The sequence below is a fragment of the Lysobacter sp. Root667 genome, from assembly GCF_001427715.1.
Classification (GTDB): domain Bacteria; phylum Pseudomonadota; class Gammaproteobacteria; order Xanthomonadales; family Xanthomonadaceae; genus Lysobacter.
In genome coordinates this window covers 79,308-92,586 of record NZ_LMHF01000016.1, presented here as the reverse complement: position 1 = coordinate 92,586, position 13,279 = coordinate 79,308, and the positions used below count along the sequence as shown (strand labels likewise).

At 64.3% G+C, this 13,279-nt stretch carries 15 protein-coding genes and 1 tRNA gene; 1 reads left to right on the top strand and 15 read right to left on the bottom strand.

Translation table 11 applies throughout. From position 1 onward, the window contains the following. Positions 1–11 precede the first annotated feature (11 nt). Entirely contained in the window at positions 12–494 is a 483-nt protein-coding gene (locus tag ASD78_RS20980) for a hypothetical protein (RefSeq protein ID WP_056104448.1), read from the top strand. A gap of 943 nt (positions 495–1,437) precedes the next feature. Here the strand turns inward: ASD78_RS20980 and ASD78_RS19130 are convergent. The 15 genes from ASD78_RS19130 to ileS all read right to left on the bottom strand — a co-directional run bounded on the left by ASD78_RS19130 (position 1,438) and on the right by ileS (position 13,215). After that, the gene (locus ASD78_RS19130) at positions 1,438–1,722 is read right to left on the bottom strand and encodes a hypothetical protein (RefSeq protein WP_156087889.1); all 285 of its coding nucleotides are present in this window, start codon (positions 1,720–1,722) and stop codon (positions 1,438–1,440) included. A gap of 480 nt (positions 1,723–2,202) precedes the next feature. Further along, positions 2,203–2,535 (bottom strand): hypothetical protein, encoded by a 333-nt coding sequence (locus ASD78_RS19125; protein ID WP_056104443.1) that lies wholly within the window; start codon positions 2,533–2,535, stop codon positions 2,203–2,205. A 69-nt stretch (positions 2,536–2,604) separates the two neighbouring features. After that, entirely contained in the window at positions 2,605–3,096 is a 492-nt protein-coding gene (locus ASD78_RS19120) for a hypothetical protein (protein ID WP_056104440.1), read from the bottom strand. Between the two features lie 406 nt (positions 3,097–3,502). Continuing rightward, positions 3,503–3,913: a hypothetical protein gene (locus tag ASD78_RS20975; RefSeq protein WP_156087888.1), complete on the bottom strand. Its 411-nt coding sequence runs from the start codon at positions 3,911–3,913 to the stop codon at positions 3,503–3,505. Between the two features lie 22 nt (positions 3,914–3,935). Next, entirely contained in the window at positions 3,936–4,379 is a 444-nt protein-coding gene (locus ASD78_RS19115; RefSeq protein ID WP_082575731.1) for an Imm50 family immunity protein, read from the bottom strand. Between the two features lie 420 nt (positions 4,380–4,799). After that, a complete protein-coding gene (locus ASD78_RS19105) occupies positions 4,800–5,246 on the bottom strand; it encodes a hypothetical protein (protein WP_156087887.1) in 447 nt (148 codons plus the stop codon). 297 nt (positions 5,247–5,543) lie between these two features. After that, positions 5,544–6,008 (bottom strand): hypothetical protein, encoded by a 465-nt coding sequence (locus tag ASD78_RS21275; protein WP_200944278.1) that lies wholly within the window; start codon positions 6,006–6,008, stop codon positions 5,544–5,546. Between the two features lie 9 nt (positions 6,009–6,017). Then, entirely contained in the window at positions 6,018–6,542 is a 525-nt protein-coding gene (locus tag ASD78_RS19095) for a hypothetical protein (RefSeq protein WP_056104429.1), read from the bottom strand. A gap of 216 nt (positions 6,543–6,758) precedes the next feature. Then, complete coding sequence (locus tag ASD78_RS19090; protein ID WP_056104426.1) at positions 6,759–7,109, bottom strand: hypothetical protein; 351 nt, start codon at positions 7,107–7,109, stop codon at positions 6,759–6,761. Positions 7,110–7,158: 49 nt separating this feature from the next. After that, positions 7,159–7,443, bottom strand: coding sequence for a hypothetical protein (locus ASD78_RS19085; RefSeq protein WP_056104423.1), 285 nt, complete (start codon positions 7,441–7,443; stop codon positions 7,159–7,161). Between the two features lie 18 nt (positions 7,444–7,461). Next, the gene (locus ASD78_RS19080) at positions 7,462–7,740 is read right to left on the bottom strand and encodes a hypothetical protein (RefSeq protein WP_056104418.1); all 279 of its coding nucleotides are present in this window, start codon (positions 7,738–7,740) and stop codon (positions 7,462–7,464) included. 803 nt (positions 7,741–8,543) lie between these two features. Continuing rightward, positions 8,544–8,619 (bottom strand) — tRNA-Thr (locus ASD78_RS19075). Between the two features lie 131 nt (positions 8,620–8,750). Continuing rightward, on the bottom strand, positions 8,751–9,701 hold the full coding sequence (ispH, locus tag ASD78_RS19070; RefSeq protein ID WP_055910463.1) for a 4-hydroxy-3-methylbut-2-enyl diphosphate reductase: 951 nt from the start codon (positions 9,699–9,701) through the stop codon (positions 8,751–8,753). Between the two features lie 21 nt (positions 9,702–9,722). Next, positions 9,723–10,235, bottom strand: coding sequence for a signal peptidase II (gene lspA, locus ASD78_RS19065; RefSeq protein WP_056104694.1), 513 nt, complete (start codon positions 10,233–10,235; stop codon positions 9,723–9,725). A 124-nt stretch (positions 10,236–10,359) separates the two neighbouring features. Beyond that, the gene (gene ileS / locus ASD78_RS19060; RefSeq protein WP_056104691.1) at positions 10,360–13,215 is read right to left on the bottom strand and encodes an isoleucine--tRNA ligase; all 2,856 of its coding nucleotides are present in this window, start codon (positions 13,213–13,215) and stop codon (positions 10,360–10,362) included. Between the last annotated feature and the right edge of the window lie 64 nt (positions 13,216–13,279).

The window sequence follows — 13,279 nt, the reverse complement described above, 5'->3', positions numbered from 1 at the left end:
GACGGGCTGTCATGCCCGAACAGTGTCCGCTTCGGGTCGGAAGCAGACACCAATCCCCCTATCCCACAAACAAACAGCCCCGCCAAGGCGGGGCTGCTCTCGTCCACGGTGGGCGCCGTCTTGCTGGGGCTGCGGTTGAACCGCGCCGACAGCATCTGGCGCAGCGCGTCGAGGCCCGCGCCTTTACCGGCGATCTTCAGGAAGGCGTAGCCCTCCAGCGCGTTGGTCATCAGGTCGCTGCCCAGGGCCATCTCGGAATCCTGCACGCGTTCGCTCAGGCGCATCAGGCGCTGCGCTCGCGGGCGCAGGGCGTCCAGCGCGGCCAGGTCCCGGTGCAGGCTGGCGATCTCGAAGTTGCGCGGCACGATGCCTGGGTTCTCGCTCAGCACGTGCACCGCCTGGCGACAGAACGCTTCGGACTTGTCGCCCATCTTGGTGAGCTGGCGGCGCTGGTCCGGCGTCAGTGCGATCAGCGCCGTCAGATGACTCTCTAAAACGTTCAAGGCGTCGTCGATGGCGGCGAGCGACTCGGCCGACAATTGCAGATCGATCAGGTTCTGACTCATGTCCCGTCCTTAGCTGTCTGTGGAATCACGCCGGCTCAACGACCGGCCAGCGCAGATTAGGACGGCGCTCGCGTGCCTTGTGGTGCGGATCGCGAAGCGTTTTGGCGCACGCGCGAAAGTTTGTGCCTTACGCGTGACTCGCCGAAACCCAAGCGCCGCCCGCTTAGTCCCAACCACGGCACATCGCGCTCGGCCGCAAAGCGCAGTGCTTTGCACTCGCAAGCCACGAAGAACGGCGCGCCGCCCTTGTTGCATCAAGCGCAATGCGTTTTGCCCGGCGCGAGCGTGCGCAGGCCCGGACGCCGGGGTGGGAGCGTTGCAAATTTGAGGTTCGAAGTGCGGCCATCGAAAGTTGGCGCTGCGCGCGCGAAAGAACCTGCTCGACGGCTGGGATGCGCAAAGCAGCGGGCCGGGCTCAGAGAGCCGCGGGTGAGACACCACGGGCGGAGGGCCGAGCGGCGAGGCTCCATGCCCCGAGCGTTTTGCTCCACGCGCGGGGCATTTCGCTTTGCGGTTGGCTCTGTTCGAGCCGGCCATGACTCCCGCCCGGCGACCGCCCGAGCCGGAGCTTTCGCAGGTGACTCGCCGCTAGACGGTCACCGGGGTCGCGGCGTCGATGACGCCTTCCAACTCCTCGGCGAGGCGTGCGAAGCAGTCGTCCAGCGCTTCGCGCGGACAGGACGATGCGATGGTCTGTGCCCTCGCCCAGCGGCACGGCCAGATCGCCGAGCAGGCGCAGCTGATCGCGGGCCTGACCGAGGCTGACGTAGTCCTGCTCAGAGAGACGAAACCCGTGGATTGGACTGACGCCGGACCACCGCCGGCCACCCTCGCCCGGGCCCGCCTTGCGGCCGGCCCGGGCACTCCGGGCTTAGTGCACCCGCCGCGCCACCGGCAGCCCGTCCGGGCCGTCCCCGTTGGGGACCCACACGCAGGCGGCCATCACCGGTTCTAACCGTTCGGCTAGGCCCTCGAACACCACCCGCCACAACTGCTGGTCCGGGCTGTTTTCGTAGCCGATTTCCAGCAGCACCTGCGGCTGCATGGTGCGCACGATGCCGTGCAGCTGCTGGTGGAAGGCATACAACTCTTTGAACGCATCGACGGTCATCACCACCGCGGCTTGCGGGGCGGCGGGCTGGGGTTTACGGGGCATACGCGGCACTCCTGTCCATGAGCGGAAAGCCCGCGCGGCGCAGGACGCGACCGGCGGGGTGTCGGGAGGTTCGAAACCGCAAACAGACGGCGGGCGTATTCCCCTTGCGGGTGTTGTATTAGCCGCCCTCCCGACGCAGAGCTACAGCGCCGGAATGCCTAAACGTCAGGCATTAAAAACCCACCAATTGACGGAGGTGGGTACCGCTGTTTGAGGAGTTTCGACGCTCCGTAGGTACGACTTTGCAGAAGCCGTTGCCGGCTGTCAATCAGAAAAATCCTACACACGCGCTATTCTCGCGCGGATAGAGGGAGTTGTTCAGACCTTGCCTAAGCCGCAGTGGCAGCAGCGACGGTGGATGATCTTCCTGGTTCGCCTGGGTGTGCAGCCGGTTGTTGTGCCGCCTAACGCCTGAGTTAAGCCGAGCCGCGAAGCGGCTTCGGCTTGAATGAATTGTTAGGCCGCAGCTGATGCATCTGGCTACCGCCCCTTACGCACGAGAGTGCCACTCAAACACTCGTCCTCATCCTCGATGCACAAGTAATTGGTGGTCAAGGTGCGCCCGTTATACGTGAAGGACCGCGAAGCGATGAACACGGCGCCATAGTGATAAACATACTCATAGCCGTCACAGATAAAGATGAACTCGTCAGAGAGGACGACGCCAGTGCTTGGGGTGCACTCCTCAACATCCTCATAACTAGACTCCCAAGTGATGCTGTAGCCATCACGCCACAACTCGCCGGGAGTCTCGGCGAGCGCCTGGAATGAGGCAGCGATCATGATGAGGGCTGCGATTGTGACGAGCTTCATGATGTCTCCCCTGCGGCCTAACGCCTGAACTAAGCCGACACGCGAAGCATGTTCGGCTTGAATGAATTGTTAGGCCCCGCCGAGCAACTTGGCCGCAAGAAGCTGCCGCTCGATCTCTAGCCAGGCCTCTTTGTTGTAGATGGGTGAAGCAGTCGCTCCGGACCAAAGGCGGTGGAAGTCATCAAAGTTGCGCTCCTTGTCAGGGGCACTCGGCGCTGCGACTCCGTCAGGACTTTCCTGGCCGCTCCCCTTGTGGCGCGCCTGGAACGCAGTCTCTGCCTCGGGCTTGAGTGGGAGATCCATGCGGGTATAAGCGAGGTACACCATTACGTCAGACTGATGCTCGGAGAATTCGCTCTTAAGAATCTCCATGACCTTCTTGTGTCCCTCTTGGCCATTCTCTCGTTGCGCCAAGTCATCTAGGACAAGGCATATGGCCAGATACTCGGCATCTTTGCGAGTCCGGCCCTCAGAGCGCTCAATGACATCAGCGTTGTGCATTATGAGGTCAAGGAGCGTGGCGCGGCCCTTGTCCTGGAATAGCGAGTCAATCAATCCCATGGAACCCTCCTTGGGGCTTAATGCCTGAACTAAGCCGAGCCGCGAAGCGGCTTCGGCTTGAATGAATTGTTAGGCCTCAGTTGCATCAGACGAATATGAAATAGACAAGGGATGCGGCCGCGCCAATGAGCGTTCCTGTGAATAACGTTGACCAAGCGAGCGTCAACGCAGTGCCAGGGGCTAGGCGACGCCGAAGCTGATCTATCTCAGCCTCTCCAATTCCACTGGCTCGCAGTTGATCAACTGCAGCGCTCAGCTTTCTGGACATGCGAAGAAACCAGAACACGAAAGCCGCAGCATAAGCTCCAAGAACGATCCACACGTAAGGTATATCTGCCTCCTGAGGCCTAACGCCTGAATTAAGCCGAGCCGTGAAGCGGCTTCGGCTTGAATGAATTGTTAGGCCCTAGTCTGCCAGCAGGACGTCGCAAGGGACACCGCCATTGAAGATGACGTTGATCACCGCATCCGGCCAGTTGGACAACGCCAGCTCCACGCTGAAAGAACCGGGGGTGTCAGTGAATGAGAAGCCATCTAGAGCTAGCTCTCCATGACCCTCAATGAACTCACGAGCGGAAGCGCTAGCATGTACGTAGGATATTGCAGAGACGACTAATGGGTTGGGCTGCAAGAGCGCTTGCTTGGCAATAGCCAACGCGGCCGCACTTGGGGTGTGTGAGTCTCCGGGGAGATCAATGAGCACGTCACCCGCAGATGTGGCTATAGATTGAGATAGCCAATAGTCGCGGGGCTTGTGGTGATGCGTGAGTAGACCAAGGTCAGGGTCTTGGAAGGTTTTTGGTTTGCGCCAGAACATGGTCTAGGGCCTAACGCCTGAATTAAGCCGAGCCGCGAAGCGGCTTCGGCTTGAATGAATTGTTAGGCGCGAGTGCCACGCCCTTGGAGTCGCAAGGAATTATGCTGGCAATCTCCACCTTGTTGCATAGGACAGTGCCGTCCTGGTCCATGTGCGACTCAAAGTCCACCTGCAAAAGATCGCCAACGCGGCTAAACGAGAGGCTTGCGAGGCAGTCATCCGAGTAGCCGGGTGGAAGAGAGCTACTTTGCACATCGTGCATCACGATCGTGACGCGGTGGTGCTTTTCCAAAGCGTAGTAGCCAGCCGAATCAACCTGATCGGTCATGGCGAATAGATGGACGGTCACCGTGAAGGTGCCGGCATCGCTATGGGTTGCCAGAACGTTGGCATCGTGAAATGACGGCCAGTAACCCATGGCCTCAACGAGTGTTTTTCCATTTTCAACCAACTGTGATGTTTCCATCGCGCCTAACGCCTGAATTAAGCCGAGCCGCGAAGCGGCTTCGGCTTGAATGAATTGTTAGGCCTCATCGTCGTCCCCCTCGTTGTCCGGGTAGAAGACGTGACCGTCGTTTTTGAAGAATATGTTCCGGAACCAAGGGGATTGCCAGACTTCTTCAATGTGGATGGTCGGTGCCGCGCCTTGATTCCACGCGGAATACCGACCGGTGGTCCAAGCCGCGCCAATCATGGACAGTACCTTCTCCACTGCTTCGGCCTCGGACCGCGCACGAACTGCTCGGGTTGTGAAGAACCCGACCGCAGTTGAGTCTCCCATAGGGACCGAAATCCCTGTGCCTTCAACACGTACACGAAAGTAAGGCATGAGGCCTAACGCCTGAGTTAAGCCGCGCCGCGAAGCGGCGTCGGCTTGGACGAATTGTTAGGTGCCGCGTCGCGACACCCGCTTGCTCGGTTGAACTGTTACGACGGCAGTGCCGGACAAGAACCGCTTGCCATCTTCTGAAACCTGCGGGCCGACAAGCTCGACCTTCACTGTGAGCGAGCGGCCGCACACCGATATGAGGCGCGGCTCTTCATAGTAGTGCTCGGTGACGTGCCAAGCCATAATCTCGCTCGGATCTGGTCCATGCGGCCAGCGGTGAGCCAAGTTCTCAAAGCAGCCCGCAACAGGCTTGTTGGAGAGCACCTCGATGCCTACGGACTCGCCGTAGTTCTGCACATGTAGCCGCAGCGAACTGCTAATGCGTTGTTCGGCAACGGCCTCTATGGCTAACGGCACTTCGACCCTCGCGAGCATCCGATTGGCGGCAGACGCTGATCCTGCGAGCAGCGCTAGAAGTGATCCCGCAAACCAAGTGAACTTCATCGCGGCACCTAACTACGATTAGACCTCAAAACGAGGTGTAACACAGATTGTGGACATGGCACCTGCGGCCGGTCAATCAGACTTTTCGCAAGCCACTCAAAGAGTTATAGCGACACCTCGATTCGGTTGGGCACGAAACATTGGGTGTTTAACTGCATGGAAACCGTCTAGCGCCCGGCACCGATTCCTTGCGGTCATAAGCAGTTCAAGACAGGGACACCCACTGCCCAACCCGATTCCGTCTACTTTCCAAGGTAAGCGCATAACAAGGATCAGAGTATTAATAAGGACCGGCCATCACACCGTTACAAACCCCTGATCCCAATGGTCCATATCCACGGTGTAAGGGCAGATGTGAAACCCCTGCTGATCCTCGTCCTCCGGTTCGCGCAACTCCGACAGATCGCAGAACCCGGGCTGCTGCCTTAATCGTTCAATCGCCAACAGCGCATTCGCTTCCGAGCGGTACACGCCGATGACCTTGATGTCTTCGAATTCGCCGGGCAGTACGTGAAGGTGCAGGACAAGATAGACCTGCTGCTCGCCTGTCATCGATTCGGCGGCCATCAGGAAATCTTGGGCCGCCGCCGGATCGGTGGTCTGCCCATCCCCTACCTCGCCGGCATAGGCGTGCAGGAAGTCCGAAACGGCTGTGTCACCGCGGGCCAGATACGCGGACGCGAAGCGCTCCATGATGCGATAGGCGTCGCGCAGAGATACGACTCGGTCGAAGGCGGGGTCTGTCAGTGCGGTAGGAGGCATGAGATGAGCCTACGAAGCTTCTGAAGGCGACGGCTTCTTAGGCGCATCACTCACACCCGACGAAGCCGGCTCGCAAATATGTTTCGCCGCATCGCCCAACGCGTTCATGGCGTACTGCATCGCGGCGGCGGCCTGATCTTCCGGCTTGGGCCTGACAAAGGAGAGGCGGACTTTGACTATCCGGCTTGGGGACTCGCCTATCCACAGGACGGAGCCGGTGTCTTGGCCGTCCTTCGTCCACAGGTATAGCCCCAACTGCCCAGGGGCGGGCTGACCCGCCAGGACGATCTGCGCAACGTTGCGCATGGCGACTTTCGCGCCGGGATGCGCGGCCATGATTCCGGATTCGGCGCCCTTGAATTCCTCTTCCACGCTGGCGGACCGCGACTTATCCATGAGGTACACCGTCAGCGCGGTCCGGTAGGGGCGCGCGTTGTAGCCAAAGATTTTCCCCAGGCGATCTCGGCGCAGCGCGTCATGGTCCTCTTGCGAGAAGCTGAAGGCCTCCAGGTCGCCGATGCGCGCGGGAAACACGCGCTAGAAGCGGACTGTGGAGCGGTTTCGCCCGCCTGCGCGAAACCGGCAAGGACCCAGACCGCCATCGCTAACCACTGTTTCATCGCTGCTCCTAGGTGTTGTCGAGCGAATCTGCTGAAGAGCAAGGTAGTTCCACTTGCTTCGACTTGATAGGCGTAAAAAACATTCCCCGCAGCGCTCGCAAGGCGAAGACTCGCGACTCCCAATGCCTCCTCACCCCTCAATGCGATACGAATAAAACCCTGACCCAATCGGCGTGTAGGCCGGGTCCGAACCCGGCGGCGGCACCTGCATATTGCGCGGCACGAAGATGCCCTGCTCCGTTACGAAGAACGACGAGGTAACGATGTACAGCCCATCGGCGGTGTTGTAGACGCGCTTGGGCGCCAGCCGCTTGAGGGCGTCCGGCCATTGCGCGGCGGGGATGTCCTGGTTCAGCGGGGCCGCGCGTCGCAGGGCGGGAACTTCGATGACCAAGCCCTCCAGTTCCGCCGAGGTGGGCGTGCGTTGGCAGGCCGTCAAGGCGGCGGTCAGCAGTAGGGCGAAGGCGAGTCGTTTGGTCATGGAAGTTCGTTACCGGCGGTGGCCCCGGCTAGCGAGCGGGCTTGCATGCCTACCACCACTTGGCGATGCCGACGAACAGGTCGCTCAGCCATCCGAACACGGTGGGGGCGAGTCGCGGGAAGGCGAAGGACAGCACGGCGAAGGCGGCCACCGCTGCGCCGAAGTGGGCGATGGGGATGGGGTTGTCTGCGAGGACGACGATCTGGCTGTTGAGCACGAACCAGCACAGGCCCGCCAGCGGCACCGAGAAAAACAGCGAGCCGAAGGCAGCGGCCAGGCGCCCGCCCAGGGTGAGGTCGGGGTCGGCTGGCTGGCGCGTGCGTTTGTGCCTCATGGGTGGCGGCAGCGGGGATCAGGCGGCGTTGTCGCGGTCGTGGCGGTACTGATCGCTGATGCGGGGGCCGGCCAAGGCTTGGGCGCGCCGTTTCTTTTCGCGGGACACGCTGAAGACGGTGCCGGCGATGGCGACGACGAGCACGGTGGGCCAGATGAAGGCGCCCAGCATGCGGCCGGCTTGGCGGGACGAGTCGACGTCCGTCCCCATCATGCCGCCGAGGATGCCGCCTGCGACCACGCCCACGATGGCCGCGGCGAAGAACCATTTTACGAACGCGAGTAGTGCGTGCCCCATTGGTGCCCCCTGTCGGCGTGGAATGCGGGTTGGAGTCTGGGCTGGGGGGCGGATATGCGTCAATGCGATGGGTGGGGGCGCGCGGTGTGGGGGTGAGCATGCGGTAGGGCGTGTCACGGGAAGCGGTGATGCGCGGGAGGGTGTGGTCCATCGCGGCTTACGCCGCTCCCACAGGAGGCAGGCGGGTTACGGAACTGGCGCAGCGGGCGGGAGGCGTGGTCGCGGCTTACGCCGCTCCTACAGGAGGCAGGCGGGTTACGGAACTGGCGCGGCGGGCGGGAGGCGTGGTCGCGGCTTACGCCGGTCCTACAGGAGGCAGGCGGGTTACGGAACTGGCGTAGCGGGCGGGAGGCGTGGTCGCGGCTTACGCCGCTCCTACAGGAGGCAGGCGGGTTACGAAACTGGCGCAGCGGGCGGGAGGCGGGGTCGCGGCTTACGCCGCTCCTACAGGAGGCAGGACGGTTGCGGAACTGGCGCGGCGGGCGGGAGGCGGGGTCGCGGCTTACGCCGCTCCTACAGGAGGCAGGCCGGTTGCGGAACTGGCGCGGCGGGCGGGAGGCGTGGTCGCGGCTTACGCCGCTCCTACAGGAGGCAGGCGGGTTACGGAACTGGCGCAGCGGGCGGGAGGCGTGGTCGCGGCTTACGCCGGTCCTACAGGAGGCAGGCGGGTTGCGGAACTGGCGCGGTGGGTGGGAGGCGGGGTCGCGGCTTACGCCGCTCCTACCCCAAAGCCGGGAGCGTTCGTTGGCGCTTGGGGGACGCCAGAAACGACGAAGCCCCGCATTGCGGGGCTTCGAGGTGTTTGGTGCCGGAAATAGGAATCGAACCTACGACCTCATCATTACGAATGACGCGCTCTACCAACTGAGCTATTCCGGCGGTGTTGCGTGGCCCGGCCTTGCGGCGTGGGCCTCCGCGGACGGGCCGCGGGGGTGTGGATTGTAGGGTTAGGCAGCAGGGCGGGTCAATTCAGACGGGGCGTTCGAGCGCCCTGCCCGGCCGCGGGCCGCTCAGCTGACCAGCCGCAGGCGCAGTTCCTTGGGCAGGGCGAAGACCATGTCCTCGGGCTCGCCGTCGAGCTCGTTCACGCGCTCGGCGCCGAGTTCGCGCAGGCGTTCGATCACGCCGCGCACCAGCACTTCCGGGGCGGAGGCGCCGGCGGTGATGCCGATGCGCTTGCGGCCCTGCACCCATTCGGGGTCGATCTCGACGGCGCCGTCGATCAGGTAGGCCTCCACGCCTTCGCGCTCGGACAGTTCGCGCAGGCGGTTGGAGTTGGAGCTGTTGGGCGAGCCGACCACCAGCACCAGGTCGCAGTGGGCGGCCAGTTCGCGCACGGCGTCCTGGCGGTTCTGGGTGGCGTAGCAGATGTCGTCGTGGCGCGGGCCCTGGATGGCGGGGAATTTGCTGCGCAGGGCCTCGATCACGCTGCGGGTGTCGTCCACCGACAGCGTGGTCTGGGTGGTGTAGGCGAGGTTTTCGGGCTGGTCGACCACGAGCGCGGCGACGTCGTCGGTGTCTTCGACCAGATAGATCCGGCCGGAACCGTCTTCGCGCCGCCACTGGCCCATGGTGCCTTCGACTTCGGGGTGGCCTTCGTGGCCGATCAGGACCACGTCGCGGCCGGCGCGGCAATGCCGCGAGACTTCCAGATGGACCTTGGTCACCAGCGGGCAGGTCGCGTCGAAGATCTTGAGCGCGCGCCGTTCGGCTTCCTCGCGCACGGCCTTGGACACGCCGTGGGCGCTGAAGATCACGGTGGCGCCGTCGGGCACTTCGTCGAGTTCTTCGACGAAGATCGCGCCGCGGTGCTTGAGGTCGTCGACCACGAAGCGGTTGTGCACGACTTCGTGGCGCACGTAAATGGGCGCGCCGAGGGTCTCGATGGCGCGCTTGACGATCTCGATGGCGCGGTCGACGCCGGCGCAGAAGCCGCGGGGGTTAGCGAGCAGGACGTCCATGGGTCCGATTGTACTCCTGGCCTAGGCGGCGGGCTTGGAGGTGGGCTTGGCCGGCGCCGCGAACAGGCCGACCAGGGCGATGCCCACGGCGCCGGCGACGATCGCCGAATCGGCCAGGTTGAACGCGGGCCAGTAGTGGTCGCCCCAATGCCACTGGATGAAGTCGACCACGTGGCCGTGCATCAGCCGGTCCAGCACGTTGCCCAGGGCACCGCCGATCACCAACGCGTACGGCAGCGCGGTTTTCCAGTCGGTGCGTTCGGTGCGGCGCAGCCAGCTGGCCAGCAGGGCGCTGATCGCCACGGCCAGGACCACGAAGAAATACTTCTGCCAGCCGCCGGCATCGCTGAGGAAGCTGAAGGCGGCGCCGGTGTTGTAGGTGCGGTACCAGTTCCAGACCCCTTCGATCACCGGGATCGCGGTGTATTCGGGCAGCGACGACAGCACCCACCACTTGCTGAGCTGGTCGAGCACGATCACCACGACCGAGACGATCAGCCAGGGCAGCGCGTTCTTGCTGGGGAGTTGCGGCATCGTGTTGCGCTCCTGGTTGCGGTCGCGACCGGTCACCGGATGGAGGGATCCGCGCGCGGCGGATCCGGGAAGGTTGGGCTGCCGGCCCGCGTGGTTCAAACGCGGACCGGCGGTGGACGGCGGCTCAGAACCAGCGACGGTCCTCGCCGGCGCCGGCGACGTTGCTCACGCAGCGGCCGCACAGGTCCGGATGCGCGGCGTCGACGCCGACATCGGCACGGTAATGCCAGCAGCGCACGCACTTGGTCTTGGTCGTCGGCGCGGCGAGCACGGCGATGTCCTTGACCGCGTCGTCGGCGACGATCTCGACGTCGCCGCTGATGAACAGGAAACGCAGTTCGTCGGCGAACGGCGCCAGCCAGTTCTGGTCGGCGACGCCGCAGCGCAGCGCGATCTCGGCTTCGAGCGCGGCGCCGATCTTGCCTTCGGCGCGCATCGGTTCCAGGGTCTTGCTGACGTCGTCGCGCAGCGCGAGCAGGCGGGCGAAGTCTTCGGCCGACAGCGCCGCGTCGTCCGACAGCAGGGCCAGGCCGTCGTACCAGGTGGTGAACAGCACGTTGCCTTCGCGCGCGCCGTGCTCGGTGTTGGCCGGCAGGTGGCGCCACATTTCGTCGGCGGTGAAGGCCAGGATCGGCGCGATCCAGCGCACGAAGGCCTCGGCGATGCGGTACATCGCGCTCTGCGCCGAGCGGCGGCCGCGCGAATCCTCCTGCATGGTGTACAGGCGGTCCTTGGTCACGTCCAGGTACAGCGAGCCCAGGTCGACGCTGCAGAAGTTCGACAGCGCCTGCACGATCTCGGCGAAGTCGTAGCGCTCGTAGGCGGCGGCGATGCGGTCCTGCAGTTCGGCGGCGCGGTGCACGATCCAGCGGTCCAGCGCGACCATGTCGTCGATCGCGACCAGGTGCTTCGCCGGGTCGAAGCCGCTGAGGTTGCCGAGCAGGAAGCGCGCGGTGTTGCGGATGCGGCGGTAGACGTCGGCGTTCTGCTTGAGGATCTTGTCGGAGACCGTCATCTCGTTGCGGAATTCGGTCGAGGCCACCCACAGGCGCAGCACGTCCGCGCCCAGGGTGTCGGTGACCTTCTCCGGCGCGAGCGCGTTGAACATCGACTTCGACATCTTCTTGCCGTGTTCGTCGACGGTGAAGCCGTGGGTCAGCACCTGCCGGTACGGGGCGACGCCGTCCATGGCCACGCCGCTGAGCAGCGCGCTGTGGAACCAGCCGCGGTGCTGGTCGGAGCCTTCCAGGTAGAGGTCGGCCGGCTTGCGCAGGCCGTCCTGCGGGCGCTGGGCGAGCACGCATTCGTGGCTGGTGCCGGAGTCGAACCAGACGTCGAGGATGTCGTTGACCTTCTCGTAGTCGCCGGCCTCGTCGCCGAGCAGTTGTTCGGCGGTCATCGCGTACCAGGCGTCGGCGCCCTGCCCTTCGACTGCGTCGGCGACCTGGCGCATGATCTGTCCGGTGCGCGGATGCGGCAGCCCGGTTTCGCGGTGGAAGAACAGCGCGATCGGGACGCCCCAGTAACGCTGGCGCGAGATCGTCCAGTCCGGACGGCCTTCGATCATGTTGTAGATGCGCGCCTCGCCCCAGCCCGGCACCCAGGACACGCCCGGGATCGCGGCCAGCGCGTCGCGGCGCAGGCCGGCCTGCTCCATCGAGATGAACCACTGCGGCGTGGCGCGGAACACCACCGGCGTCTTGTGGCGCCAGCAATGCGGGTAGCTGTGCTTGATGCGGCCCATCGCCAGCAGCGCGCCGCGCTCGCGCAGCACCTCGACGATCAGCGGATCGATCTTGAAGATGTGCTGGCCGGCGAGGTCGCGGCCGGCGGCCGGCGGCGTCGACGGCAGGTACAGGCCGCGCGCGTCGACCGGGTTGATCTGGGCGGCGGTGTAGCGCTCGACCAGGCCGTACTTCAGGCCGACCGCGTAGTCCTCCTGGCCGTGGCCGGGCGCGGTGTGGACGGCGCCGGTACCGGCGTCGATGGTGACGTGGTCGCCCAGCAGTACCGGGATCTCGCGCTCGTAGAACGGATGCTGCAGGCGCACGCCTTCGAACTCGGCGCCCTTGACGATCGGCGAGTCGTTGGCCTTGACGCTGTCGCCGTGCTTCAGCGCTTCGCGCTTGGCCAGATGGCCGAGGAAGTTCGCGGTCAGGTCGAACGCGACCAGCAGGTATTCCGGCCGCTGGCCGTCTTCCTTGAACAGGTCTTCGGCGCCCGGCTGCACCTGCACCAGCACGTAGTCGACCTCCGGCCCCAGCGTCACCGCCAGGCTGGCCGGCAGGGTCCACGGCGTGGTGGTCCAGATCGGCACCGACAGCGGTGCGCCGTCGTCTTCGAGCCCGAACGCGTCGAACACGCGCTTGCGGTCGAGCACCGGATAGCGCACGTAGATCTCGGTGGATTCCTTGTCCTGGTATTCGATCTCGGCTTCGGCCAGGGCCGAGCCGCAATCGAAGCACCAATGCACCGGTTTGGAGCCGCGCACCAGGTGGCCGCGATCGACGATCTTGGCCAGCGAACGCATGATGTCCGCCTCGTAGCGGAAATCCATGGTCCGGTAGGGGTTATCCCAATCGCCGGTCACGCCCAGGCGCTTGAAGCCGCGGCGCTGGATGTCGATCTGGGTGGTCGCGTATTCGCGGCACTTGGCGCGGAATTCGGCGGCATCGAGTTTTTCGCCGACCTTGCCGAATTCCTTCTCGACCTTGTGCTCGATCGGCAGGCCGTGGCAGTCCCAGCCCGGCACGTAGGGCGCGTCGAAGCCGGCCAACAGCTTGGACTTGATCACGATGTCCTTGAGCACCTTGTTGACCGCGTGGCCGACGTGGATCTCGCCGTTCGCGTACGGCGGGCCGTCGTGCAGCACGAAGCTGCGCTCGCGGCCGCCGGTCTTCTCGCGAATGCGCTGGTACAGACCCTCGCTCTCCCAGCGCGCCAGGGTTTCCGGCTCGCGCTTGGGTAGGTCGCCACGCATCGGGAAATCGGTCGCCGGCAGCAGCAAGCTGGCCTTGTAGGCGTTGCCGGGGGCGGATTGGCTC

What these genes read in the sequence shown, in the direction of transcription:
- ASD78_RS20980 (WP_056104448.1), top strand. Translation starts at nt 12, where the DNA reads ATGCCCGAACAGTGTCCGCTTCGGGTCGGAAGCAGACACCAATCCCCC.
- ASD78_RS19130 (WP_156087889.1), bottom strand. Translation starts at nt 1,722, where the DNA reads ATGCCCCGTAAACCCCAGCCCGCCGCCCCGCAAGCCGCGGTGGTGATG.
- ASD78_RS19125 (WP_056104443.1), bottom strand. Translation starts at nt 2,535, where the DNA reads ATGAAGCTCGTCACAATCGCAGCCCTCATCATGATCGCTGCCTCATTC.
- ASD78_RS19120 (WP_056104440.1), bottom strand. Translation starts at nt 3,096, where the DNA reads ATGGGATTGATTGACTCGCTATTCCAGGACAAGGGCCGCGCCACGCTC.
- ASD78_RS20975 (WP_156087888.1), bottom strand. Translation starts at nt 3,913, where the DNA reads ATGTTCTGGCGCAAACCAAAAACCTTCCAAGACCCTGACCTTGGTCTA.
- ASD78_RS19115 (WP_082575731.1), bottom strand. Translation starts at nt 4,379, where the DNA reads ATGGAAACATCACAGTTGGTTGAAAATGGAAAAACACTCGTTGAGGCC.
- ASD78_RS19105 (WP_156087887.1), bottom strand. Translation starts at nt 5,246, where the DNA reads ATGAAGTTCACTTGGTTTGCGGGATCACTTCTAGCGCTGCTCGCAGGA.
- ASD78_RS21275 (WP_200944278.1), bottom strand. Translation starts at nt 6,008, where the DNA reads ATGCCTCCTACCGCACTGACAGACCCCGCCTTCGACCGAGTCGTATCT.
- ASD78_RS19090 (WP_056104426.1), bottom strand. Translation starts at nt 7,109, where the DNA reads ATGACCAAACGACTCGCCTTCGCCCTACTGCTGACCGCCGCCTTGACG.
- ASD78_RS19085 (WP_056104423.1), bottom strand. Translation starts at nt 7,443, where the DNA reads ATGAGGCACAAACGCACGCGCCAGCCAGCCGACCCCGACCTCACCCTG.
- ASD78_RS19080 (WP_056104418.1), bottom strand. Translation starts at nt 7,740, where the DNA reads ATGGGGCACGCACTACTCGCGTTCGTAAAATGGTTCTTCGCCGCGGCC.
- ispH (WP_055910463.1), bottom strand. Translation starts at nt 9,701, where the DNA reads ATGGACGTCCTGCTCGCTAACCCCCGCGGCTTCTGCGCCGGCGTCGAC.
- lspA (WP_056104694.1), bottom strand. Translation starts at nt 10,235, where the DNA reads ATGCCGCAACTCCCCAGCAAGAACGCGCTGCCCTGGCTGATCGTCTCG.
- ileS (WP_056104691.1), bottom strand. Translation starts at nt 13,215, where the DNA reads ATGCGTGGCGACCTACCCAAGCGCGAGCCGGAAACCCTGGCGCGCTGG.